Below are 22,335 nucleotides of genomic sequence, written 5' to 3'. Positions count from 1 at the left end.
CACGGGGTGGCCGCCGCGTCCGGGGTGGAATGGTCATGTTCGCCGACCGTCGGATCTAGGTTGGAGGCGTGAGGTCAGGGGCTCGTCTCGTGGTGGCTGCGGTGATCGTGCTCGTCGAGCTCTGGATCACCGTGGCCGCGACGTGGATGTACGTCACGTCGGCGGGCAGGATCGACGACGCCGACACCTTGCCGTCGCGGCCGACTCTTCTCGTGCTGGGCTCCCTGGTCTACGACGACGGCACCCCCGGCGACTATGTGCGGGGGCGGCTCGACACCGCTCTCGAGTTGTACCGAACCGGTCAGGTGGCGCGGATCATCAACTCCGGCAACGGCTCCGAGGAGGCCGGGAACGAGCCTGCGGTGATGCGCCGGTATCTCGAGGCGCACGGGGTGGCTTCGGCGTCGATCGTCGACGACCCGTCCGGCCTCGACACCGCGTCGAGTTGTCGGCGGGCCCGGCGGGTGTTCGGTGCGCGCGAGGTGGTCGTCGTGACCCAGGGCTTCCACCTGCGTCGGGCGATCGCACTGTGCCGGGACCAGGGTGTCGACGCCCGTGGTGTCGCGGCCCGATGTGATTGTCCTGCATGGACTCTCGCTCGAAACCATGTGCGGGAGACGGTGTTCGCCGGCCCCCGCGCGTTGTTGACCGCGGTCGGTTGACCCTTCGTGGCTCGTCGCTTGCGCTCCTCGCACCTCAGGGACCGGAGATCACCACCAGCGCAGCGATCCTGCCCCGTTCCCTGAGGTGCGAGCGGAGCGAGCCTCGAAGGGCCCTGCTCACCACCAGCGCAGCGACCGCTGGAGGTCGGCCTCGACGGCGGGGATGAGGCTGCGGACGAACGTGGCCGACAGGTGGTGGAAGTCGTGCCACACGAGGATGTTCCCGACGACCGCCGGGCAGTACTCGTCGTCGCACATGGCGTCGGTGTAGTCGAGGAAGGACATGTTGGGGAATTCCCCGGTGAGCTTCGCCGCGGGATCGGTCGGCGCCATCGCCTGATCGCGGGGGACTCCGCACACCGAGGGCTTGCGCCCGCTGGCCAGACACTCCGGCGGCTTGAGCTGGCCTGTCGCCCAGGGGTTGTCGCGGACTGCGACGACGCGCTGGCCGCGGTCGCGGAACTGGGCGAAGATCTCCTCGTAGTCCTTGGGGACGTAGTCACCGTCGCCCGACTCGACAGGGCGCGTGCTGTTGGTGAACACCACGTCGGGCTTGTCGACGGCGAGGCGTTCCATCACTCGCCGAGACCAGTCGTTGCACTGGTAGTACTTCTGACCGAACCACGTGAAGACGTGTTCGGTGGTGAGCGCGCATCCCACCTTGAGATAGGTGGTGACGCGGAAGTGGTGGCGTTTGCCGATGTCGTTGAGCGCGGTGATCCACTGCTCGGCATGCGATCCGCCGACCAGGGCGATGGTGCGGGGGGCATTGACATCTCCGTAGTACCCGACCTTGATGGACGGGTCCTTCCAGCCGCTGATGATCGAGTCGTAGGACGTGATGGGCCAGTCCATGTCGACGACGTCGGGGCTGGGCTCGGCGACGACCTTGGGTACGGGCGCTCCGTCGAGGAAAGCTCGTGCTCCCGGATACAGGCGCGGGTCGAGGTGCTCGGTGTCGAGGGTGGCGTTGGCGGCGTCACGCTGCCAGGTGACGGCGGCCGCGCCGGCGGCGACGCTGATGACCAGCAGGACGGCGAGCAGCGCGCGGCGGTACCCGCGTGTGTCCGGCAGGGCCGACCGGCCGGAGCCCGTCGGCGCCCGCTTCGGCGAACCGGATCGCAACGGAGCTTCGACGAATCGGGTCGTCAGCCAGGCGAGCAGCACCGACACGGCCAGGATGGCGGTGCCCTCGAGCCACGAGACGTCGTCCTGATAGCGCCATGCCAGGTAGAAGATGAGCAGCGGCCAGTGCCACAGGTACAGCGCGTAGGCGATCGAACCGAGCCACACCAGACGCGGGTGGGCGAGGCCGCGGCTGACACCCGACCGGATCGACGCCTGACCGGGCGCCTGATCGGCAGGTGCCGTCTGCGACGAGCCGACCCAGATCAGCACGAGCGTCGCACCGACCGGGACGAGAGCCCACGCCGCCGGATACTCCTGGACGCCCGCGATCCACCACCCGCAGGTGACGATCAACCCGAGGGCCACGATGCCCAGCACGTCGCGCATCCACCGGGCCAGCGGGATCCGCGGCATCCACACGGCGAGGAGGCCGCCGACGAGCGGCTCCCACAGTCGGGCGACGGTGTCGTAGTAGGTGAAGGGCTGGTTGATCCCGTGGCGGTGGTTGGCCCACGCGAACGACCCGAGTGCGACGACGGCCAGCGAGGCGCCGACGACGCCGCGCACCACCTTGGGGTCGGCGAAGTAGGCGAAGCGTCGTCCGAGCGCTCGCAGCAGGCCGCCCAGAGCGAGCGCGCACAGCAGTGTGAGGACGAAGAACTGCCCCTGCATCGACATCGACCACAGGTGCTGCATCGGGCTGTTGGCGGAATCGGCGGCCGCGTAGTCCTGCGACTCGAACGCCAGGTGCCAGTTCTGGTAGTACAGGGCGCTCGCCTGCAACTCGGCTCCGAGCGGCCCCCACCGCGTCGTCGGCATGATCAGTGCGATCAGGGCGGCGGTGGCCGCCAGCACCAGCAGCAGCGCGGGCAGGAGTCGCCGCACGAGCCGCCAGAACCGCGGCCACGGGTTGATCGCCGCTCGCCAGCTGGACGTCGCAGGCTGCGTGGCGAGGACGTGCTTGAGCAACGACGCGACGAAGAAGTACCCCGACAACGTCAGGAAGACGTCGACGCCGCCGGACACGCGACCGAACCAGACGTGGAACACCGCGACCAGTGCGATCGCGACACCTCGGAGACCGTCTAGGTCGAGCCGGTAACCGGACGTGTTGCCGGTCGCGGCGTCCTCGTTGGGTGTTGCGACGGGTGTCGCATCGGTCAGGGGCGTACGCACAGAGGGCGATGGTACTTGCCCGCACCTGAGTGTTGGCTGGCACGAGTGGGGTGTCGGCGCACCTCACAGCAGACTCGTAGGAAGGCGCGAACGCCTCGTCAGCGCACGGCCCACGTCGTACGATCCGACGCATGCTGCTCTTGTCGATGGGTGTATCGGTCGACGGCTTCATCGCCGACCGCGACGGCGACTTCACCTGGACCGTCCCCGACGACGGGCTGTTCGCTTTCCACACCGAGCGGGTGGCCGACCTCGGCGCCTTTGTGTGCGGTCGACGACTGTACGAGACGATGCTGGTGTGGGAGACCGACCCACGCATGCGCGAGGACGAGGCCGACGCGGCCTTCGCCGACATCTGGTCGGCACTGCCCAAGGTCGTGTTCAGCCGGACCCTGACATCGGTCGAGGGCAATGCCCGGCTGGCGCAGCGCCCGCTGGCCGAGGAACTCGCCGCGACCATGGACTCGACGGACTCCGATGTCGAGATCGGCGGTGCGGACCTGGCCGGGCAGGCCATCGAATCCGGTGTCGTCGACGAGTTCCGCATCTTTCGCTACCCGATCGTCGTCGGCGGCGGTAAGCCGTTCTTCCCGCCGGTGACCCGATCGATCTCCCTCGAACTCGCCGAGACGCGCACGTTCGGTCAGGTGCTCTACGAGCGGTACCGCCGGGCGCACGACCAGGCGTAGCCGGCGAGACACTCCCCATTCGTTCTCGGTGCGTCTAAACCTTCAGCCGCATCGATCCCCCCGGCACCCTGTCGATCAGCCAATTCACGCCGACTTCAGGGGAGTTTCCACATGACAGCACGACGATCGGTCGCGATCATCGGGGCCGGGCTGGCCGGGACCAGCGCGGCTCTCGGCTTTCTCGACGCCGGTTTCGACGTCACGCTCCACAGCGACCGCGATCGGGAATCGCTGCGCGACGAGGTGCCGCCCACCGGCGTCGGCGTCTTGTTCGGCAAGTCCCGCGAATGGGACGCGGAGATCATCGAAGATCTCTACGAGGTCGGCAACACGACAGGTATCAGTGCGCGCCTGTACTCCGGCAGCGGTGACGAGCGTGCCCGGGTCCTCGAGTTCAACCCCGACTACGGCTATGTGGCCCAGGCTGTTGACCTGCGTCTGAAGGCCGACGATCGGCTGGGACGGTTCCTGGACCGCGGGGGTCGGTTCGAGGTCGGCGGGGTCGACACCGACCGGCTCGATTCGATCGCCGCCGACGCCGACCTCACCCTCGTCGCGACCGGCAAGGGCGGGCTCTCGGCGCTGTTCCCGGTCGACGAGTCACGCACCCACTACCGGGAGCCGCAGCGCCGGCTGCTGCAGGTGACGTTGACCGGCGTGGACCACGGCCCCGACTCGTTCGCCTACCGCAGCAGCGCCGGCGGTGGGCACTCGTTGTTCAACCTCGACGCCGAGAACGGTGAGATCTTCGTCGGGCCGTTCCTGCACAAGGATGCAGGGCCGACGTGGTCGTTCATCGTCTTCGCCAAGCCGGACGGAGCATGGGCGGCCCGCATCGATGACGTCCACGACGCCGCGTCGGCGCGGCAGACGATCTCCGCGATCTTCGCCGAGTTCTTCCCCGAGGACGCACCCGTCATCGATCGTCTGCAGGTCATCGAATCCGATCCGGTCTCGTGGCTCAAGGGTGCGGTCACCCCGACCGTGCGGCGAGCCGTGGCGACGACGGCCGGCGGTCATCCCGTCGCGGCCATAGGTGATACGGCGATCGCCGTCGATCCCGTTGCGGGCCAGGGTGCGCAGGGCACGCTCATCCAGGTCGCCGAACTCGTGAAGGCCGCGCGGGACCACGACGGCGAGTTCACCGCCGAGTGGCTGTCCGCGGAGTTCGAGAAGCACTGGGAGCGGCGCGGACGAGCCGCGGTCGAGGTCACCCGCCTCTACCTCGGGGACCCCGATTACGCCACGCACCTGGAGTTGTCGTTTCCGGCGGCCGCCGTCAGTCCCCCCATCGCCTCGGCATTGTTCGGACTGCTCTCCGAGCCGAATCCGTTGCTCGGTCTGCGGACCCGTGAGGATGTCGAGGGCTTCATCTCTGCGGTGGCCGGTGAACCGCACGATCGGGTCCTCGCCCGCTTCGCGCCGGCCGGACGGTTCAGCGCCGCCACCCCGGAGACCGTGAGCGCCTGACGATCCGACCGACGATCGACTGACGACGAGCGGCACCCCGCGCCCCCTCGGTGAGGCGACGGGGTGCCGCCTCATGTGACACCCCACACAGAGGTGCCACCCCCGATGTGATACGAACAACAGCGTCGTTCGAGTCGGCGTCGGAGGGGGCTCAAGTGAAGTCGGGATGGACGTTGGCCGACGCGCCGCCGCAGACCGGTCGGGTTGCGGTGGTGACGGGCGCGAATTCGGGAATCGGCCGCGAGATCGCGCTGGGGATGGCGACGCTCGGAGCGTGTGTCGTCCTCGCATGCCGCAACCCCGAGACCTCCGCGGAGGCCCGTGACGACATCGTCGCCGAGGTCCCGGGTGCCGAGGTGGAGATCGTCGACCTCGACCTGGCGAGCCTGGAATCAGTCCGAGCGGCTGCCGCGGAGATCCGGCGCCGACATGCGAGTATCGACCTGCTGGTGAACAACGCCGGGGTCATGCGTGCGCGTCGTGAACTCACACCCGATGGCTTCGAGATGGATTTCGGCACAAACTATCTCGGTCACTACGCGCTGACCGGACTGCTGATGGACCACCTCCTCGCGGCCGACGCCGCGCGGGTCGTCACCGTCGGCAGCCACGCCCACCGGGCAGGCAACATCGACTTCTCCGACATCGCGATGGATCGGACGTTCAGCAGCGCGGCCGCCTACTCGCGGGCGAAGCTCGCCCAGATGCTGTTCGCGCTCGAACTCGACCGTCGGATGAGAAGGGCCGGCGTGTCCGCGATCTCGCTCGCCGCGCACCCCGGTGGGACGCGGACCGGGGTGATGCGCGAGCAGAGCAGGTTCCTCCAGTGGGCGTACCACGCGTCGTCGCTGCGGTGGCTCACCGACCGGTTCATCATGGACCCGCCCGACGGCGCGCTGTCCGTGCTGCGCGCAGCCACCGATCCCAAGGCCCAGGGCGGTGAATATTACGGTCCCGTCGGCGGTTTCGGGCTCGCAGGCCCCCCGGTGTTGGTCGAACCGTCGGCGAAGGCCAAGGACGCCGACGTCGCCGCACGCCTGTGGGACATCGGGGCCGAGTTGACCGGCGTCGGCATCGACCTCGGGTGACCGTCAGATCGCGAACCGCCCCGCGAACGACCGCAACGGTAGGTCCGCACTCGTCACTATGCCCGGTGCCGCCGCGACGACGGATCGGATCGAGTTGAGGGCAGGCAGGCCGGTGACGGTCATCCCGATGGACGCGAAGTTCTCCGGCTTGGAGAGGTCGAAACCCCTGCGCGGGAAGATCATGTGCTTGGAGTAGATGTTCGGGTCGCCGGTGACCTGGGTGATGTAGCAGGCCTGGATGTTCCACGACGGATCGGTGTGCGGCGTCATCTGCCACTCGAGGTGGGATTCGACGCGGGCGACGCCGTCGACCATGCCCTGGTACTTGATGTAGCTGCCGCCGAGTGAACCCTCGGGCAATTGGTACCACCCGAGGTCGACGTCCTTGGTGCATGCGCCGAGCTCGTAGGAGAACGCCACCTCGTCGAGTTCGAGATCGAAGGCGTCGGCCATCAGGTACACCGAATCCGCGAAGACCGCCGTGTACTTGTACAGCGAATCCGGGATGCTCGGATCATCCACGGGCAGGCCGTATCCGACTGCCTTCCACGTGTCGACGGAGTGGTGGCAGGAGACGTCGACCGACTCGGTGACGGTGACGTTCTCGATGTCGGCGACGTCGGCGGTGTGCACGATCCCCAGGATCTGCGCGAGACCGGGATTCATGCCGGTGCCGTAGAAGGTGGCGTCGCCCTTCGCGCACGCCGCCGCGATGATGTCGCTGACCTTTCGTCCCGACGGATGGGGGTGGTTGGTGTCGCGGTGGAAGCCGGTGATCCAGTCGGCGGTGGTCACGACGTTGATGCCGGCCTCGAGAACCGCGACGTAGAGGTCCTCGTCGGGGAACACGCCGTGGAACGTCACCACGTCCGGACGCGCGGCGATGATCTCGTCGACCGTGCCGGTGGCGGTCACCCCGATCGGGTCGAGACCGACGATCTCACCGGCGTCGCGGCCGATCTTGTCGGCCGTGTAGCAGTGCAGGCCGACGAGTTCGAGGTCGGGGTGGGACCGGATACGGCCGATCATCTCGGTACCCAGATTGCCCGTGGCGACCTGGAAGACGCGGATCCGGTCGGTGGTGGTCATGCGAGATCCTTTCGGAGGGTGGTGATGTCAGGGTCGAGCGGCGGCGGCGCGCAGCGCGTCGAGCTCGGAGCGGCGGACGCGGACGTACTCGTCTCCGGCCCCGTCGCGCGACGAGGGATCCACCGCACCGGTCTCGGGGCGGGTCGGATCCGATTCGGCCGGGCCGCCGTCGGGGTAGAACTGGCGAGCCCACTTGCGCAGCGCGGTGAAACCCTCGAATTCTCTGCGGGACAGTGCTGGTGGGTCGCTGTAGCGCTGGTGCGCCCAGATGTCGATGTCGGCCGCGAACTGCTCGATCACGAGGTCGGCCATCGTCGTGCCGTAGCGGGTGATGGCGCCGCTCTCCTCGCCGGGTTTGCGGCCGATCCACACGGTGAACCGGACGTCGGAGGTGTGTTCGTCGACCGGCGTGACCGCGGGCATCGTGCGGTTGTCGACCATGCCCCAGCTCTTGGTCACCGAGCAACCGAGCCCGGCATTGATGGATTCGACTCCGCTGGTGGCACTCTCGAGTGTCGCGCCCTCGTCGAAGGCGATCGTGAAGTCGACGTGCGAAACCGGGCCCCCGAAATCGTGACGGGTGAATTCCGGCATGAACGGCGTCTTGTGCACGAAGATGAAGTGGGCGAAGTCGACGCCGTTCTCCATGATGTACTGCGGATGGATCTCGAGTCCGGGGCGGAACAGGGTGGCGGCGGGCACCGGTGGGTAATAGTCGGCAGCGGTTCGCTCGTCGTCGAAGTCGGCGAAGATGTCCGGGACGTCGAAGTGGGGCGGCCGACCGTCCACGTCGTGCCAGATCCACACCGCTTCATTGCGTTCGACGACCGGATAGCTCCGAATCCGACGGCCTTTGTTGGGGTGCTTCTCGTAGGGGATGCACACGTTGCGGCCCTCCCGATTCCACTCCCAACCGTGGAAGGGGCACACCAGGTTCTCGCCCTCGACGTGTCCGCCATGGCCGAGGTGCGCACCCAGATGTTCGCAGTAGGCGTCGAAGACGGACAGATGCCCGGACCGGGACCGCCACGCCACCATCTCCCGACCGAAGTACTTCATGGTGTGCACCACACCGACCGGGATCTCCGAGCACCATGCGACCTGGAACCACCCGGTGGGGGTCATCGACAGCGGCGTTCTCGCCATGCCGCAACGGTAGGCCCCTCAGGTCAGGAATGCAAGAGGGTTCTGTGAAAAGTAGAAGGTGCTGGTCAGCTCGCCGTTTCAGCCAGTTCGGGCACGACGGCGGAGTCGGGTTCGACGGACGCCGTCTGCATGACCCGATGGATCTCCGCGTTGAAGTCCTCGACAGCCTCGATGTTCGACGCGTGCCCGGTGTCCAGCACGACGAGGCTGTCGAGGTGGCCCCGCACCGACAGCGAGTGTGCAATCCGTTGCGTCATCGCGTGAGGCAGCAGGAGATCGTGGCGACCACCGATCACCGTGGTGGGGACGGAGATCGCCTCGGCGCCGACCGGCCCCAAGGCCAACTGGACGAGGGCGACCGCGGCCTTCGCGCGTGACGACGGCGTGCATGACCGCGTCATGGCGAGGAGGAACGCGGCGTGGTCGATGGTCGCCGAACGGCCGTTGAGGATGCGATGCCGGATGATGCTCCGCGTGAAGCGATCTCCCGGGAAGGGGACGGGGAGCGACAAAGCCATCTGGACGAGCCAGAGCGGGGCCTTGATCGGCCCGTTGAGCAATGGCAGCACCCGGCTCTCGGTGGCGATCCCGCCCCACGTGGTGTTGGCGAGAACCATGGCCGCCGCCCGTGCCTCGGCCTGGGTGCGGTGCCGATGGGCCCATGCCTGCAGGGTGATGCCGCCCATGCTGTGACCGACGAACACGGCTTTGCCGGTGGCCGGCATGGTCTGCGACACGACCGCGTACAGGTCGTCGGCGAGCACGTCAGTGTCGAACTTACGTCTGCCCCAGGTGCTGTCCCCGTGTCCGCGCTGGTCGTAGGCGATCACGTGATAGCGGTCGGCAAGCGCGTTGATCTGCGGATTCCAGTACTCGATGCAACAGGACCAGCCGTGCACGAGGACCAGAACGGGAGCCCCGGCAGGGCCATGGTGGTGCACCCGCAAGCGGGCGCCGTCGTCGGTGACCGCCCAGGAGACGCGGTCGGGATCGGGCGAGTTGAACAGCGAGTCGACGTACTCGCGGCGTCGGAGACGCCGACGCGCCTCGGCCGGCCGCAAACCGGAAAGTGCCTGTCGAGCAGCGCCGATGCCACCGGGTCCGGTCATGTCGTCTCCCTCGATCCGTCCGTGACACCAGTCACAGCAGAAGCTCAATGATACAAACAGTCAACGTTTGTTCCACGTCTTAGGGGTCACGATTTGCGACATATGTCGGTTTGCCGCGTCGCCCCGTCTGCGGTGGTCACCATGTGATCGGGTGCATAACCGAGGGACGCCGGGCCAAAACCTCTCGCCGGTCAGCGCAACAGCGATCACCTTGACTACCATCGGCGATCATGCCTCCCGCAGACCGGCGCGCCGCCGATGACGGAGCGGCGGCAGGAGGCCGCCGCGCGAATCGTCGTGGTCAGGCCACGCGTGACGCGATGCTCGACGCAGCACTCGTGTCGCTCGCCTCCGGCGACCCGGCGTCGGTCTCGGGCAATCGGATCGCCAAGGACATCGGCGCCACCTGGGGGGCGATCAAGTACCAGTTCGACGACATCGACGGTCTGTGGGCTGCGGTGCTGCACCGCACAGCCGAACATCGCGGGGACCTCCCGGTGAGCGTGAAACCCGACGCGCCTCTAGGTCAGCGGGTGGAGGCCATCGTCGACCTCATGTACGAGGGGCTCACCTCACCGGAGTCGCGGGCGATCGAGACGTTACGGGCAGCTCTACCTCGCGACCCCGACGAACTCCGACGCCTCTTCCCGAAGACGGCGGACGAGTTCGCGTCATGGGGGCCGTCGTGGATCGACTCGTGTCAGCGCGCCTTCGCCGACCTCGACGTCGATCCCGAGCGCGTTCGCGAGGTCGCCGCGTTCCTGCCCGGTGCGATGCGTGGTCTCGTGTCCGAGAAGCAACTCGGCAGTTTCCAGGATCAGCAACTGGCGCGGCGCGGCCTCGCCCGCGCGATCGTCGCGCTTCTCGCCGGCTAACCGGTCTCGTCCGGGTCGTCCTCGCCCTCGGGTCCGGCCGACGAAACCCCCCCCGGTTTGGCCGGTCAGGGGCCCGGGTAGACCGGTGGCGGTCGACGCCCTGCGCGCATGGCGTGAAGCCCCGGAGAGGAATGTTGTCGGCGATGGCACGAAAGCTGCGAGAACCCATGCACGAGCAGAACGACACCCAGTCCCCGCCCCCGTCGCTCGCACGGGCCGGCGTCCGCGACACGGCCCGCATCCTCGGCGGGGTGCTCGCCCCGGTGGTCGCCGAAGGTGTTGTGGCGCGCCGGAAGTCGACGGTCCGCCTCGGCGGGCGGCTCGACACCCACGGTCGAGCGGCCCGGATCCTGAACGACCTGCGGACGACATACGACGCCGACGCCGTACGGCTGACCTTTCCGCGCCCGATGATCGTGGCGCTGCGCCCGCCTGCGGTGACCGCAACCCTGATGGGCACGCCGGACCCGACCCGTTCACGCCGGCGTCGAAGGAGAAGGTCGCCGCGTTGTCACGGTTCCAGCCGACCGGGGTGCTGATCTCCGACGATCGGCACCGCACCGCGCGCCGTGAACTGAACGAGCTGGCGCTGGAATCGACGCAGGACGTGCACTCGCTGCATCAGCGGTGCGCGGACATCATCGAGTCCGAGGTGGCCGAACTCCTCGCGAACGGTGCCGCCGACGGCCTGTCCTGGGACACCTATGCGGTCGCCCATTGGCGCATGGTGCGTCGCTTCGTGTTCGGCGACCCGGCCAGAGACGACGAAGAGCTGACCGACGTGCTGACGGTGCTGCGCCGCGACGCGAACTGGGCATACGCCTTCCCGCGCCGATCCGCGACCTACGACAACTTCCGTCGTCGGCTGGACCATCTGTCGACGACGGCACCCCGGGACTCGCTGGCCGCGGTGGTGCGAGATGCGATCGACAAGCCGGGCTCCCTCGATCCGATCGGGCAGATCCCGCACTGGCTGTTCGCCTTCGACGCCGTGGCGGTCGCGATCCACCGGGCACTGGCGCTACTGGCAGCTCATCCCGACTCGGCGGCAAGGGCGCGGGCGGAGGTCGCGGCCGCGACCATCACCGAGGTGCGTGCGCTGCCGACCCTGCGCGCGACGATGCTCGAGTCGCTGCGGCTGTGGCCGACGACGCTCGCCATCCTCCGGGAGGCGACGCGCGATGTCCGGTGGACGGGTGGCGTCGTGCCCGCCGGCGCCACGACGGTGGTGATCGGCGAGTTCTTCCAACGCGACGACGACGCGATGGACTTCGCCCAGCGGTTCACACCCGACGTCTGGACAGACGGACGAGCCCGTGACCTCGCGGGCGTCGTCCCGTTCAGCGACGGCCCTGGTGAATGTCCGGGACGAAACCTGGTGCTGATGTTCGGTACGGCAGTGCTGGCCGCGGTCTGCCGGTCGTTCGACCTCGACGACAACGTGCTGTCACCGCGAGTGCGTCGCGGCAGCCTCGACATGCCGCACGCGCTCGACCATTTCGACCTTCGGGTCGGCCTGACCCCGCACAACGAGGATTGACGCGAGCGGCTGCTGGGTAAGAACACCGAACCGCTGAGCACGGTTCGACACCCGTCGCGTCAGGTCCGAGAAGTGGATCGGCGCGGTCGCGGACCCTGGTGCTCGGCGGTGAGCTGTGTTTATGGCGCGAAGGGAGACGACCGATGAGGTCTCGTTGCAGGACGACACGTGATCACGACGAGATCCGCGAGTGGGTGACCTCGCACGACGGTGTTCCGGCACGTGTGCGCGACATCCCCAGCGTTGGTCGATCGGGGATGCTGCGGATCGATTTCGCCCAGCGCAACGGTCACGTCGACCTCGAACACATCAGCTGGGACGAGTGGTTCCGCAGCTTCGAGCACGCCGAACTCGCACTGGTCTACGAAGCGGAGAAGTCCGGCGCGTGCACCTTCGCGAAGGTAGTGCCCGCACCGGACTTCTGATCCGGATCGTCTAATCGACGGGTACTAGACCCGCTGCGCGGCGTACCGCGCGCCTTCGAGTGTCATGCCGTTGACCGAATACAGCACGTGCAGGGCGTTGGGGCCGCCGACCGGTGCACCGTCGCAGATGGTGTCACCCGCGATGCAGTAGCGGATGGTCCTGCTCCGGTACGGTGCCGCCACCTTGATCGGGGGCGCGCCGATGTCGTCGATGAAGCGGTCCGACGGTGCGCCGTAGAGCACGATCGCCGACACGTTGCGTGCGAGATCCGCCGGGAGAGGCGGGGGAACGAACCGGTCGTACGCGGCGTAGCGCGCCGGGAGATCGAGTCCGGCGTGCACGGCGTAACCCGCCACGACGGCGCCCTGGGAGTAGCCGCCGAGGACGACCTTGGTTCCCGGGCAGTTCTTGGCCAGGTACTTGACGCGGTTCTGCGTCGCGCGGACACCGTCGGCGACGGTTCGCGCGAACTTCATCCGGTTGTTGAACTGGTCGCTGGCCGGGTAGGGCACCGCATACGACGCCACGGACTTGCCGGGGAGCTGCGAGCGGACGGCCTCGACGAAGGAGAGCCCGGTCAGGCCCATCGGAGGTGCTGCCTCCACGGTGCCGCGGGCGAACACCACCTCGACATCGGAGCAGGGTGCAGCCTGCGCCGCGGGAGTCCCGGTGACGACCGCCCCCGTGATCGCAGACACCAGACAGAGGACGGAGACGCTCAACCGTTTGATCACTCGGCCCATGGTAGAGATCACATCTGACAAGCGTAAGAAGTTCATCATCACAAAGATCGAGCGAGTCCAGGGCCATCCGGGAGCCCGTCTCCAACGAAGGACCCCGATGAGCAAGCGCAAGTTTCTGTACGATCACGTGACTCGCCGGGCTGAACCGGCGGCATCGAAGTAAAGGTTGAATGCCGGTGGACGCAGACGTTCATTTCAAGATCGCGGAACTGGTACGGCAGATGCACGCCGTTCCCGAGACCACCGATGACTCCACCGGCGAGGTCCTCTCGTCCATCACGGCCGGAGCGGTCGAGTACGTTCCCGGCGCGCAGCATGCGGGCGTCCTCCTGGTCGACCAGAAGAAACACTTCGACACCCTCGCGCCCACCAGCCCGGTGATGAACGAGGTGGACCAGATCCAGAAGGAGACGGGCGAGGGACCGTGCCTGCAGGCGGCCTGGGACCACCACATCGTGCTGATGAACGACATCCGGTCCGACCCGCGATTCCCGCGGTTCTCCTCGCGCGTCATCGACGAGTCGCCGGTGCGGGCGAGCCTGTCGTTCAAGCTGTTCACCGACCAGGGGACGATGGGTGCCCTCAACGTCTTCGCCGACCACACCGACGCATTCGACGAGGAGTCGCAGGAGATCGGTCTGCTGTTCGCGACCCACGCGGCGCTGGCCCTGCGTTCGGCTCGGCAGCAGCAACACTTCCGGAGCGCCTTGGCGAGCCGGGACATCATCGGTCAGGCCAAGGGCATGATCATGTACCGCTTCCGCATCGACGCGGTACAGGCTTTCGCGCTCCTCAAGCGGTTGTCCCAGGACACGAACACTCCGCTGGCCAAGGTCGCCGAACAGCTCGTGGAGAAGGAACTGGCCGAGCCGGTCGAGGCGGCGAACGGGTCGTCGCCCTGACGCGACGCTCCCCGTCGACCGTGCGTCTCTTTCCGTCGACCGTGCGTCTCTTTCCGTCGACCGTGCGTCTGTTCTCGTCGACTGTGCGTCTCTTTTCGCCGACTGTGCGCGGGACAGCACCCGGCCGCCACTAGGTTGGGCACATGCGAAGTCGTCACATCAGTGTGGTCATCAACGCCGAACCCGGGGACGTCTACGACTTCGTGGCCGACCCCGACAACCTCCCCCGCTGGGCCGCGGGACTGGCGAAGTCGGAGGTGACGCGCCGGGGTGACGAATTGCTCGTGGAGTCCCCCATGGGCACCGTCACCGTCCGGTTCGTCCCGCGGAACACACTGGGCGTCGTCGACCACGAGGTCGTGCTCCCCACCGGCGACACCGTGCTCAACCCGCTCCGGGTGCTCGCACATCCCGAAGGCGCGGAGGTGATCTTCACCGTCCGGCAACTGGCCATGTCCGACGACGAGTTCGACCGCGACACCCAGATGGTGGAGAAGGATCTCGCGCAACTCAAGTCTCTGCTGGAGGCAGACGGTTCGGTGTAGGGCCCTCGCGGGGCCGCGTCACTTTCGCTGCAGGGTGAAGTCCGGAGACTGCGCTCCCCGCAGCGCTTCCCACTCGACCGGGCTGACGCCGAGTGCGTCGAGCAGATACGCGGCGACGGCGTCGGCCACCAGGGCGACCCTGGCCGGGTCCTCATCTGTGGTCTCCTTCACCGCCTCGCCTGCGATGCCGCCGAGGGTGTGCTCCCCGTCCGGAATCCACATCAGGTCCGTCGCGCCCGGGCCCAGGTGAAAGGCATCGGTCAGCCACTCGGGCCCACGTGTCGACAGGGCCGAATCGTCTTTGCCGCCGGCGATGACAAGGACCGGGGTCCTCATGGTCGAGAAATCGGGACGCATGAACGGTAGGTGTTGTTGCGCAAATTCGCTCAGGCTGTCACCGGTCCCCGCCGTCGCGAGCAGAGCGCCCGCTCGGACGGCGGGGTGTGCGAGGTCCTCGCCGACGACGCCGTCGGGCCCCACCACACGAGCGCCGAGGAGTGCGCCGACGGTCTGACCTCCCCACGAGTGGCCCACCGCGCCAAGTAGATCGATCTCGACGCGGGAGCGGATGTCCCCACCTGCGCCGATCAGGATCTCGTCGAGATGGTCGATCACCGCGTGCGCGTCCTGCACCCGCGTGCGCCAGATCGACGCGAACCGGGGGTCGTCCAACCCGATTCCGTGGCGTCGGGAATCCGGGTGCGTCGGTTGGACGACGACGAAGCCCGATGCAGCCCAACGATCGACGAGCGGCTCGTATCCGTCCATCGACCACGCGTTTCCGTGGGAGAACACGATGACCGGGAGGTGCTCGCCGGTGACCGGGGCGGTGACCTTCACCGCCAGCGGGAACGGCCGGTGCGGGGTGGGGACGGGAATGGGCTTGACGGCGACGATCTGACGGGCGAGTGATTCCGTGGGCATGGAGTTCCTTCGAGAGGGTCGGTACGAGGTATCGTTGGCGGAACGATGTTCCGCCAAACTAGCGGAACAATGTTCCGCGAGCAAGGGGTGGACGGTGTCCGACGGAAAAACCGCACGTCAGGTACAGGCCGAGCGAAGTCGCACGGCACTTCTCGAGGCGGCGGCCGCGGCCTTCGTCGACGTGGGTGTGCAGGCCCCGGTGCGCGACATCGCCACGCGCGCGGGCGTCGGAGTCGGAACTGTGTACCGGCACTTCCCGACCCGAGCGGAACTGGTCACCGCGGTGTACCGACACCAGGTCGACGAGTGTGCGACCCTGGCGAAAACGCTCCTGGCCGAGCAGATCTCACCGCGCGCCGCGCTGTGCCGGTGGACGTCGGCCTTCACCGACTTCCTCGTGACCAAACACGGACTGAGTGATGCGCTCAGCTCCGACGATCCGAGCCTGGCGGACCTCCACGCGCTCATCTTCGACACCCTCGTGCCCGCGTTCGCCTCGCTGCTCGAGCCGGCCCAGGCCACTGGGGAGGTCAGCGAGGACATCACCGCGCTGACCTTCCTGCGTGCGATCGGCAATCTGTGCATCGTCGGCCCCGGATACACCGACGCCGATGCCAGGGCGATGGTCGGTCTGTTGTTGATCGGTTCCGGTGCATCGTCGGCAGAACTCGAGAACGCCCGGCGATGAGAACGGGCCCGCGTCGAAGTCAGCCTTGATGACGGAACGCGACTTCGAGGAGACCCCATGACGATGCGCCGCCTGTTCTTCGTCCACGGCGCGGGCGGTTACGTCGACGACGGCCCGCTCGCCGAGGCATTGTCCGCCGCACTCGGCGCGAGGCTGGACATGCCGCAGTTCTCCGACGACGACATGTCGATCGAGGCGTGGGCGCGGCCGATCCGAGAGCACCTCGCCGGGCTGGGCGCCGACGACTTCGTCGTCGCGCATTCGTTCGGGGCGACGGTGCTGGTGCACGTCCTCGCCGAAGCCGCGGCTTCGAGGCCGAGATCTGCTGTCCTGCTCGCGATGCCGAACTGGGGTCCCGACGGCTGGGATGTTCCGCAGTACGTGTTCGCCGGTTCGCGCCAGAGCCCGGCCGCTGAGGTGCGAGGAGCGAAAGCCACGAGCCGCGGAGGGCTCTCCCTTCACCACTGCGTCGACGACGACGTGGTGCCCGTCGAACACCTGGATCTCAACACGGCGCTCCTGCCGTCGGCGACGGTGCATCGTCACCCGGTGGGCGGTCACCAGTTCGACGGGCTCGCCGAGGTCGTCGCCGCCGACATTCGTGTCACCGATGTGGTTGCGCGCGAGCGGGGTGGCCCCGACCCTGGGTAGGAACATGACCCGAGGCGGAGGGCCCAGATGGACGAGAACCGATGACCGACCCCAGCTCGGCCGACACCGAGTCCCGCGGGGTGCCGGCCGCGTCACCGGCGGGCCGATGGCTGATCGTGGCCGCGGTCCTCGGTTCGGGTGTGGCGTTCATCGACGGCACCGTCGTGAACGTCGCGCTGCCGGCGATCGCGCGTGACCTCGACACCGGCCTGCGCGGCCAGCAGTGGGTCCTCGACGGGTACCTGTTGACGCTGAGCGCGTTGTTGCTGCTGGGCGGGGTGGCCGGTGACCGCTACGGCCGCCGCCTGGTCTTCGTCGGTGGTCTGGCCGTGTTCGCGGTGGCGACGGTCGCGTGCGGACTCGCGCCGACCGTCGAACTCCTGGTGATCGCCCGGATCGTCCAGGGCGTCGCGGCTGCGGCCGTGGTGCCGGGAAGCCTCGCACTGATCAACGCCGAGATCCGGCCCTCCGATCGAGGTGCTGCCGTCGGACTGTGGGCCGGGATGTCCGGCGCGACCACCGCTCTCGGGCCGTTCATCGGCGGGTGGCTCGTCGACGCCGCGTCGTGGCGCTGGACATTTCTGCTGAGTGTGCCGCTGGCGCTGGGCGCGTTGTGGATCGCGCTGCGTCACGTTCCCGACTCGCGGGGTGCGCCGGCGGACGGCTCGCTCGATGTCGCGGGCGCGGTGGCGATGACCGTTGGACTCGCGGGTGTGATCTACGCGTTGATCGAGGGGCCGTCGAGCGGTTGGACGCTGGTGCCCGTGATCGCCGGGCTGGCCGGGGTCGCATCGCTGGCCGGTTTCATCGTCCTCGAGTCGAGAGTGCGCTCGCCGCTGCTGCCGCTCCGGCTGTTCAGATCGTCGCAGTTCACCGGCGCCAACCTCACGACGCTGCTCGTCTACTCGGCGCTCGGCGGTGCGCTGTTCCTGCTCGCCCTGCAACTGCAGCAGAGCCTCGGCTATTCGGCGTTCGAGGCGGGCGCGGCGATGTTCCCGAGCACGTTCATCATGTTGTTCGGATCGCCGCTGGTGGGAAGGCTGGCTCAGCGGACGGGCCCGCGGCTGCCGATGACCGTCGGTCCGCTCATCGCGGCGGGAGGGTTCGCGCTGATGTCGCGTGTCGAACCCGGGGCGGGATACATCGACGCGGTGCTGCCCGGGGTGCTGCTGTTCGGTCTCGGCATGACCGTCACCGTCGCGCCGTTGACGGCGGCAGCGTTGGCCGCGGTCGACGACGAGCTCGCCGGTACCGCGTCGGGCGTCAACAACGCGGTCGCGCGGCTGGCCGGCCTGCTCGCGGTGGCGGTGCTTCCGGCAGTGGCCGGGATCGACGCCGGACCCGGCGACCCGCTGGGGAACGGATTCCAGACCGCGATGTACCTGTGCGCCGCATGCTGTGCGGTCGGCGGACTGGTGGCGGCGTGCACCATCCGGTCGAGTACCGACGTGGCGCCGCAGGTGCGGGCGGGCGTGGACGCCGCGTGTCAGGACGCGGCGACCCGGACAGGTTGATCGCGGCGTTCGCCGGTGCCGGCTGCGATGGCCCAGATCACGAGGAGCGGCTGGAAGAACAGTCGCGTCAGCCGTTTCTGGTCGGTGTCGAGCCCGAAGGCGTCGATGTGCTCCACGTACTGGTTGATGTTGCCGGGGAAGATGGCGACGAAGAACGCCGCGACGATCCACGACACCACCTTGCGGTGGCGCGGCAGCGCGATCAGGGCTGCGCCCAAGGCGATCTCGAGGCCGCCCGAGGCCAGCACCACGAAGTCCTTGCTGAACGGCACCCAGTCGGGGACCTGCGCCTGGAACTCCTCACGCTGCGCGGTCAGATGACCCACACCGGCGATCGCCAGGATGGCGCCGAGCGCGATGCGGGCGATGGCCCGGCCCAGCGGCTGACGAGTGGTCGTGGGGGTCAGGATCGACATGCAGGGCTCCTCGGTAGACAGTTGTGCGCTGTAACGCCTTTCGTTGCGGCCGTCATTCCCGATTGCCGAGAGGCGCGAACTGCTGCGCGAAGATCGGTGCGGCTCGTTTTCTGGCACAGAAGTACTTACTTGTGATTGAGTGTTGTGACTGCGGCCACTCGGCCGGGGTAGCTCTTCAGTACGCAGGGGACCGCCATGACACTCGACACCGCACCGTCTCACCACTTCTCCGCCTCGTGGCTGCAGTCGGTGTCACACGCGCTCCGAGGTGCGGCCGGCGTCGTGGTCACCACGGCGGCGTTCTTCGTCGCCGTCGCGGTCCTGGTCGTCGCGCAGATCGTCGTCGTTGCCACCCGCGCCGCGGTCGACCTGACCTGAGATTGGCGCGCCCGGGGGCCGCGCACACCGTCGGAGCGACCGGTCAGGAATAGAGAAGCGTCGGGGCGGGTCGGCGTCCTAGCGTCGAAGCATGACGAACATCAACGCACTCACACTCGAAGTTTCCGACATCGCGACGGCACAGGCGTTCTACGACAATGCTTTCGGACTCGGCGACCGGTTGCGCTTCCGCGCCGGACACTCGCCGACGTCGGGCTTCCGCGGTTTCGTGATCTCTCTGGTGGTCGCCGACCCGACGGTCGCCGACTCCTTCCTGCAACCGGCGATTCAGGCCGGCGCCACTGTGCTCAAACCCGCCAAGAAGTCTTTCTGGGGGTACGGCGGTGTGGTTCAGGCGCCCGACGGCACGATCTGGAAGGTCGCCAGTTCATCGAAGAAGCCGAGCGGCGCGCCTGAGCGCAAGGTCGACGATCTGGTCCTGCTGCTCGGGGTCGACGACGTCGCGGTGACCAAAGAGTTCTACGTGAGCCGCGGACTCACCGTGGCCAAGAGCTTCGGCCGGAAGTACGTCGAGTTCGAGAGTGAGCTGAATGCAGTCAACGCCGACTCGATCAAGCTGGCGCTCTACGGGCGGAAGGCCGCGGCCAAGGACGCGGGCGTCCGGCCGGACGGTTCGGGTTCCCATCGGCTGGTGATCGGCGGCGACGCCGGGGAGCTGACCGATCCGGATGGGTTCGAGTGGGCCGCTGCGACCCGTTCGCTCCTGGCATAAATCACTCGGGAACAAGATTCCTGCCACCTGGGTTGAGTCGATCAGACTTAACTCTGGAGGTTTCATGTCACAGACATATTCACTGCCGGTTCTCTTCGTTCCCGACGTCGTCGTGCTGCCCGGCATGGTCGTGCCCATCCCGCTCGACGATGCAGCGCAGGCCACGGTCGACGCCGCCCGGGCGAGCGAGTCCGGAAGACTGCTGGTCGCCCCGCGCCTGGACGACCGGTATCCCACCTACGGCGTCATCGCGTCGATCGTGCAGGTCGGGCGCATCCCGGGCGGGGGCCTCGCCGCCGTCGTCAAGGGTGAGCAGCGTGCGCAGATCGGCACCGGGACACCTGGTCACGGAGCGGCGCTCTGGGTCGAGGTGACCGAGGCCGAGTCCGCGGACATCACCGACGAGGACCGCGAACTCGCGGCCGAGTACAAGAAGCTCGTACTGGCCATGCTGCAGCGCCGCGAGGCCTGGCAGCTCATCGACGCCGTCAACAAGATGAGCGACCCGTCGGACCTGGCCGACACCTCGGGCTACGCGTCATGGCTGACCGACGAGCAGAAGCGCGAGTTGCTCGAGACGCCGGTGACCGCGGCGCGGTTGCGCCTGCTCATCGAATGGACCGGTGACCACCTCGCCGAGTCCGAGGTGACCGAGAAGATCGCCGAGGACGTCCGTGCCGGGATGGACAAGCAGCAGAAGGAATTCCTGCTGCGCCAGCAACTCGCCGCCATCCGCAAGGAACTCGGCGAGGACGAGCCCGAGGGCGCCGACGACTACCGCGGCCGCGTCGAAGAGGCCGACCTGCCGGAGAAGGTGCGCGAAGCCGCGCTCCGCGAGGTGGGCAAGCTCGAACGCGCCAGCGACCAGTCGCCGGAGACCGGATGGATCCGCACCTGGCTCGACACCGTCCTCGACCTGCCGTGGAACACACGCACCGAGGACTCGACGGACGTGAAGGGCGCGCGCGAGATCCTCGACGCCGACCATCACGGACTCGACGACGTGAAGGACCGCATCGTCGAGTACCTGGCGGTGCGTGCCCGCCGCGCCGAACGAGGCCTGCAGGTCGTGGGCGGACGCGGGTCGGGTGCCGTCATGGTGCTCGCCGGCCCTCCCGGCGTCGGCAAGACGTCGCTCGGTGAGAGCGTCGCCCGGGCGCTGGGCCGCAAGTTCGTGCGCGTCGCCCTGGGTGGTGTGCGCGACGAGTCGGAGATCCGCGGTCACCGTCGAACCTACGTCGGCGCGCTGCCCGGCCGGATCGTGCGGGCCATCGGCGAAGCGGGATCGATGAACCCCGTTGTGCTGCTGGACGAGATCGACAAGGTGGGCTCGGACTACCGGGGCGACCCGGCCGCGGCGCTGCTCGAGGTCCTCGACCCCGCGCAGAACCACACCTTCCGCGATCACTACCTCGATCTCGACCTCGACCTGTCCGACGTGCTGTTCCTCGCGACCGCCAACGTCATCGAGAACATCCCGTCGGCCCTGCTCGACCGTATGGAACTCGTCACCCTCGACGGGTATACCGAGGACGACAAGGTCGCCATCGCCCGCGACTACCTGCTGCCTCGGCAGGCCGAGCGCGCGGCGCTGACCCCCGACGAGGTGACCGTCACCGATGCGGCACTACGCGAGATCGCGGCCAACTACACCCGCGAGCCCGGTGTGCGACAGTTCGAACGGCTGCTGGCCAAGGCGCTCCGCAAGGCGGCGACCAACCTCGCGGTCGAATCGGGAGACGGGGACAAGAAGAGCGGTCCGGTCACGATCGACGAGTCCGATCTTCGCGACTACCTCGGCCGGCCCCGGTTCACCCCGGAGTCCGAGGAACGGACCGCCGTCCCCGGCGTCGCAACAGGTCTCGCGGTCACGGGTATGGGCGGCGACGTCCTGTTCATCGAGGTCAACGCCACCGAGGGGGAGCCCGGTCTCAAGCTGACCGGTCAGCTCGGCGACGTGATGAAGGAGTCGGCGCAGATCGCACTGTCGTACGTGCGGGCGCACGCCGAGCAACTCGGCGTCGACCCGAAGGCGCTCGACAAGACCATCCACGTGCACGTTCCGGCCGGAGCCGTGCCGAAGGACGGGCCGAGCGCCGGCGTCACCATGGTCACCGCGCTGGTGTCGATGGCGACGGGACGTCAGGTGCGCAGCGATGTCGGGATGACGGGCGAGGTCACGCTCAACGGGCGTGTCCTACCGATCGGTGGGGTCAAGCAGAAACTGCTTGCCGCGCAACGCAACGGGCTGAAGACCATCTTCATCCCGCAGCGCAACGAGCCCGACCTCGACGATGTGCCGGCCGAGGTGCTCGACGCCCTCGACGTGCGGCCGATGACGGATGTCTCCGAGATCGTTGCGCAGGCGCTGGAGCCGGCCGTCGGCGAGCAGGTCAGCGCGGCCTGACGGCAGGCGGTGTCAGTCAACACCCCGGCGGGTGCG

General features: G+C 68.0%; 23 protein-coding genes. 16 read left to right on the top strand and 7 right to left on the bottom strand.

Annotated elements, in window-relative coordinates; translation table 11 throughout:
• Positions 1–89 precede the first annotated feature (89 nt).
• Positions 90–662 (top strand): vancomycin high temperature exclusion protein, encoded by a 573-nt coding sequence (locus MAY35_RS01890; protein WP_238418978.1) that lies wholly within the window; start codon positions 90–92, stop codon positions 660–662.
• A gap of 117 nt (positions 663–779) precedes the next feature.
• Here MAY35_RS01890 and MAY35_RS01885 read toward each other — a convergent pair whose 3' ends face one another.
• A complete protein-coding gene (locus MAY35_RS01885; RefSeq protein WP_238418927.1) occupies positions 780–2,966 on the bottom strand; it encodes an acyltransferase family protein in 2,187 nt (728 codons plus the stop codon).
• 131 nt (positions 2,967–3,097) lie between these two features.
• Here MAY35_RS01885 and MAY35_RS01880 point away from each other — a divergent pair, with 131 nt between their 5' ends.
• The 3 genes from MAY35_RS01880 to MAY35_RS01870 all read left to right on the top strand — a co-directional run bounded on the left by MAY35_RS01880 (position 3,098) and on the right by MAY35_RS01870 (position 6,213).
• Positions 3,098–3,655, top strand: a complete 558-nt coding sequence (locus MAY35_RS01880; RefSeq protein WP_238418926.1) for a dihydrofolate reductase family protein — start codon at positions 3,098–3,100, stop codon at positions 3,653–3,655.
• Positions 3,656–3,766: 111 nt separating this feature from the next.
• The gene (locus MAY35_RS01875) at positions 3,767–5,125 is read left to right on the top strand and encodes a styrene monooxygenase/indole monooxygenase family protein (protein WP_238418925.1); all 1,359 of its coding nucleotides are present in this window, start codon (positions 3,767–3,769) and stop codon (positions 5,123–5,125) included.
• 155 nt (positions 5,126–5,280) lie between these two features.
• The gene (locus MAY35_RS01870) at positions 5,281–6,213 is read left to right on the top strand and encodes an oxidoreductase (RefSeq protein WP_238418924.1); all 933 of its coding nucleotides are present in this window, start codon (positions 5,281–5,283) and stop codon (positions 6,211–6,213) included.
• A 3-nt stretch (positions 6,214–6,216) separates the two neighbouring features.
• Here MAY35_RS01870 and MAY35_RS01865 read toward each other — a convergent pair whose 3' ends face one another.
• From MAY35_RS01865 to MAY35_RS01855, 3 genes are all read right to left on the bottom strand, one after another.
• Positions 6,217–7,302 carry a dihydrodipicolinate reductase gene (locus tag MAY35_RS01865; protein ID WP_238418923.1) on the bottom strand — a complete coding sequence of 362 codons (1,086 nt, stop codon included), beginning with the start codon at positions 7,300–7,302 and terminating at the stop codon, positions 6,217–6,219.
• 27 nt (positions 7,303–7,329) lie between these two features.
• Positions 7,330–8,448 carry a Rieske 2Fe-2S domain-containing protein gene (locus MAY35_RS01860; protein WP_238418922.1) on the bottom strand — a complete coding sequence of 373 codons (1,119 nt, stop codon included), beginning with the start codon at positions 8,446–8,448 and terminating at the stop codon, positions 7,330–7,332.
• Positions 8,449–8,513: 65 nt separating this feature from the next.
• Complete coding sequence (locus tag MAY35_RS01855) at positions 8,514–9,557, bottom strand: alpha/beta fold hydrolase (RefSeq protein WP_238418921.1); 1,044 nt, start codon at positions 9,555–9,557, stop codon at positions 8,514–8,516.
• Positions 9,558–9,787: 230 nt separating this feature from the next.
• On the opposite strand from MAY35_RS01855, the gene MAY35_RS01850 reads away from it, so the two are divergent.
• The 4 genes from MAY35_RS01850 to MAY35_RS01835 all read left to right on the top strand — a co-directional run bounded on the left by MAY35_RS01850 (position 9,788) and on the right by MAY35_RS01835 (position 12,397).
• Positions 9,788–10,432 carry a TetR/AcrR family transcriptional regulator gene (locus MAY35_RS01850; protein WP_238418920.1) on the top strand — a complete coding sequence of 215 codons (645 nt, stop codon included), beginning with the start codon at positions 9,788–9,790 and terminating at the stop codon, positions 10,430–10,432.
• 143 nt (positions 10,433–10,575) lie between these two features.
• A complete protein-coding gene (locus tag MAY35_RS01845; RefSeq protein WP_238418919.1) occupies positions 10,576–10,971 on the top strand; it encodes a hypothetical protein in 396 nt (131 codons plus the stop codon).
• Positions 10,941–11,972, top strand: a complete 1,032-nt coding sequence (locus MAY35_RS01840; RefSeq protein ID WP_238418918.1) for a cytochrome P450 — start codon at positions 10,941–10,943, stop codon at positions 11,970–11,972. The genes MAY35_RS01845 and MAY35_RS01840 overlap by 31 nt, the downstream gene beginning before the upstream one ends.
• 143 nt (positions 11,973–12,115) lie before the next feature.
• Positions 12,116–12,397 (top strand): hypothetical protein, encoded by a 282-nt coding sequence (locus MAY35_RS01835; protein WP_238418917.1) that lies wholly within the window; start codon positions 12,116–12,118, stop codon positions 12,395–12,397.
• Between the two features lie 24 nt (positions 12,398–12,421).
• Here MAY35_RS01835 and MAY35_RS01830 read toward each other — a convergent pair whose 3' ends face one another.
• Positions 12,422–13,141 carry a cutinase family protein gene (locus MAY35_RS01830; RefSeq protein WP_238418916.1) on the bottom strand — a complete coding sequence of 240 codons (720 nt, stop codon included), beginning with the start codon at positions 13,139–13,141 and terminating at the stop codon, positions 12,422–12,424.
• A 170-nt stretch (positions 13,142–13,311) separates the two neighbouring features.
• Between MAY35_RS01830 and MAY35_RS01825 the strand changes: the two genes are divergently transcribed.
• Both MAY35_RS01825 and MAY35_RS01820 read left to right on the top strand, forming a co-directional pair.
• On the top strand, positions 13,312–14,043 hold the full coding sequence (locus tag MAY35_RS01825; RefSeq protein WP_238418915.1) for a GAF and ANTAR domain-containing protein: 732 nt from the start codon (positions 13,312–13,314) through the stop codon (positions 14,041–14,043).
• 143 nt (positions 14,044–14,186) lie between these two features.
• On the top strand, positions 14,187–14,588 hold the full coding sequence (locus MAY35_RS01820) for an SRPBCC family protein (RefSeq protein WP_238418914.1): 402 nt from the start codon (positions 14,187–14,189) through the stop codon (positions 14,586–14,588).
• Between the two features lie 18 nt (positions 14,589–14,606).
• On the opposite strand, the gene MAY35_RS01815 is transcribed toward MAY35_RS01820, so the two are convergent.
• Complete coding sequence (locus MAY35_RS01815) at positions 14,607–15,512, bottom strand: chlorophyllase (RefSeq protein ID WP_238418913.1); 906 nt, start codon at positions 15,510–15,512, stop codon at positions 14,607–14,609.
• A gap of 94 nt (positions 15,513–15,606) precedes the next feature.
• Here MAY35_RS01815 and MAY35_RS01810 point away from each other — a divergent pair, with 94 nt between their 5' ends.
• The 3 genes from MAY35_RS01810 to MAY35_RS01800 are packed head-to-tail and all read left to right on the top strand — an operon-like array spanning position 15,607 to position 18,365.
• Positions 15,607–16,200 carry a TetR/AcrR family transcriptional regulator gene (locus tag MAY35_RS01810; protein WP_238418912.1) on the top strand — a complete coding sequence of 198 codons (594 nt, stop codon included), beginning with the start codon at positions 15,607–15,609 and terminating at the stop codon, positions 16,198–16,200.
• A 57-nt stretch (positions 16,201–16,257) separates the two neighbouring features.
• Positions 16,258–16,851: an alpha/beta fold hydrolase gene (locus tag MAY35_RS01805; protein WP_238418911.1), complete on the top strand. Its 594-nt coding sequence runs from the start codon at positions 16,258–16,260 to the stop codon at positions 16,849–16,851.
• A 41-nt stretch (positions 16,852–16,892) separates the two neighbouring features.
• Positions 16,893–18,365: a DHA2 family efflux MFS transporter permease subunit gene (locus MAY35_RS01800; protein WP_238418910.1), complete on the top strand. Its 1,473-nt coding sequence runs from the start codon at positions 16,893–16,895 to the stop codon at positions 18,363–18,365.
• On the opposite strand, the gene MAY35_RS01795 is transcribed toward MAY35_RS01800, so the two are convergent.
• Positions 18,338–18,781: a hypothetical protein gene (locus MAY35_RS01795; protein ID WP_238418909.1), complete on the bottom strand. Its 444-nt coding sequence runs from the start codon at positions 18,779–18,781 to the stop codon at positions 18,338–18,340. The two genes, MAY35_RS01800 and MAY35_RS01795, sit on opposite strands and share 28 nt — an antisense overlap.
• A gap of 195 nt (positions 18,782–18,976) precedes the next feature.
• On the opposite strand from MAY35_RS01795, the gene MAY35_RS01790 reads away from it, so the two are divergent.
• From MAY35_RS01790 to lon, 3 genes are all read left to right on the top strand, one after another.
• Positions 18,977–19,159: a hypothetical protein gene (locus MAY35_RS01790; RefSeq protein ID WP_238418908.1), complete on the top strand. Its 183-nt coding sequence runs from the start codon at positions 18,977–18,979 to the stop codon at positions 19,157–19,159.
• 91 nt (positions 19,160–19,250) lie between these two features.
• On the top strand, positions 19,251–19,892 hold the full coding sequence (locus tag MAY35_RS01785; RefSeq protein ID WP_238418907.1) for a glyoxalase: 642 nt from the start codon (positions 19,251–19,253) through the stop codon (positions 19,890–19,892).
• Between the two features lie 64 nt (positions 19,893–19,956).
• On the top strand, positions 19,957–22,299 hold the full coding sequence (gene lon / locus MAY35_RS01780) for an endopeptidase La (RefSeq protein WP_238418906.1): 2,343 nt from the start codon (positions 19,957–19,959) through the stop codon (positions 22,297–22,299).
• The last annotated feature ends 36 nt before the right edge of the window (positions 22,300–22,335 follow it).

The sequence above is a fragment of the Gordonia sp. 'Campus' genome (assembly GCF_022206305.1).
In the GTDB taxonomy this organism is placed as follows: Bacteria; Actinomycetota; Actinomycetes; order Mycobacteriales; family Mycobacteriaceae; genus Gordonia.
The sequence above is the reverse complement of the archived record's forward strand: the minus strand, read 5'-3'. Positions and strand labels throughout refer to the sequence as shown.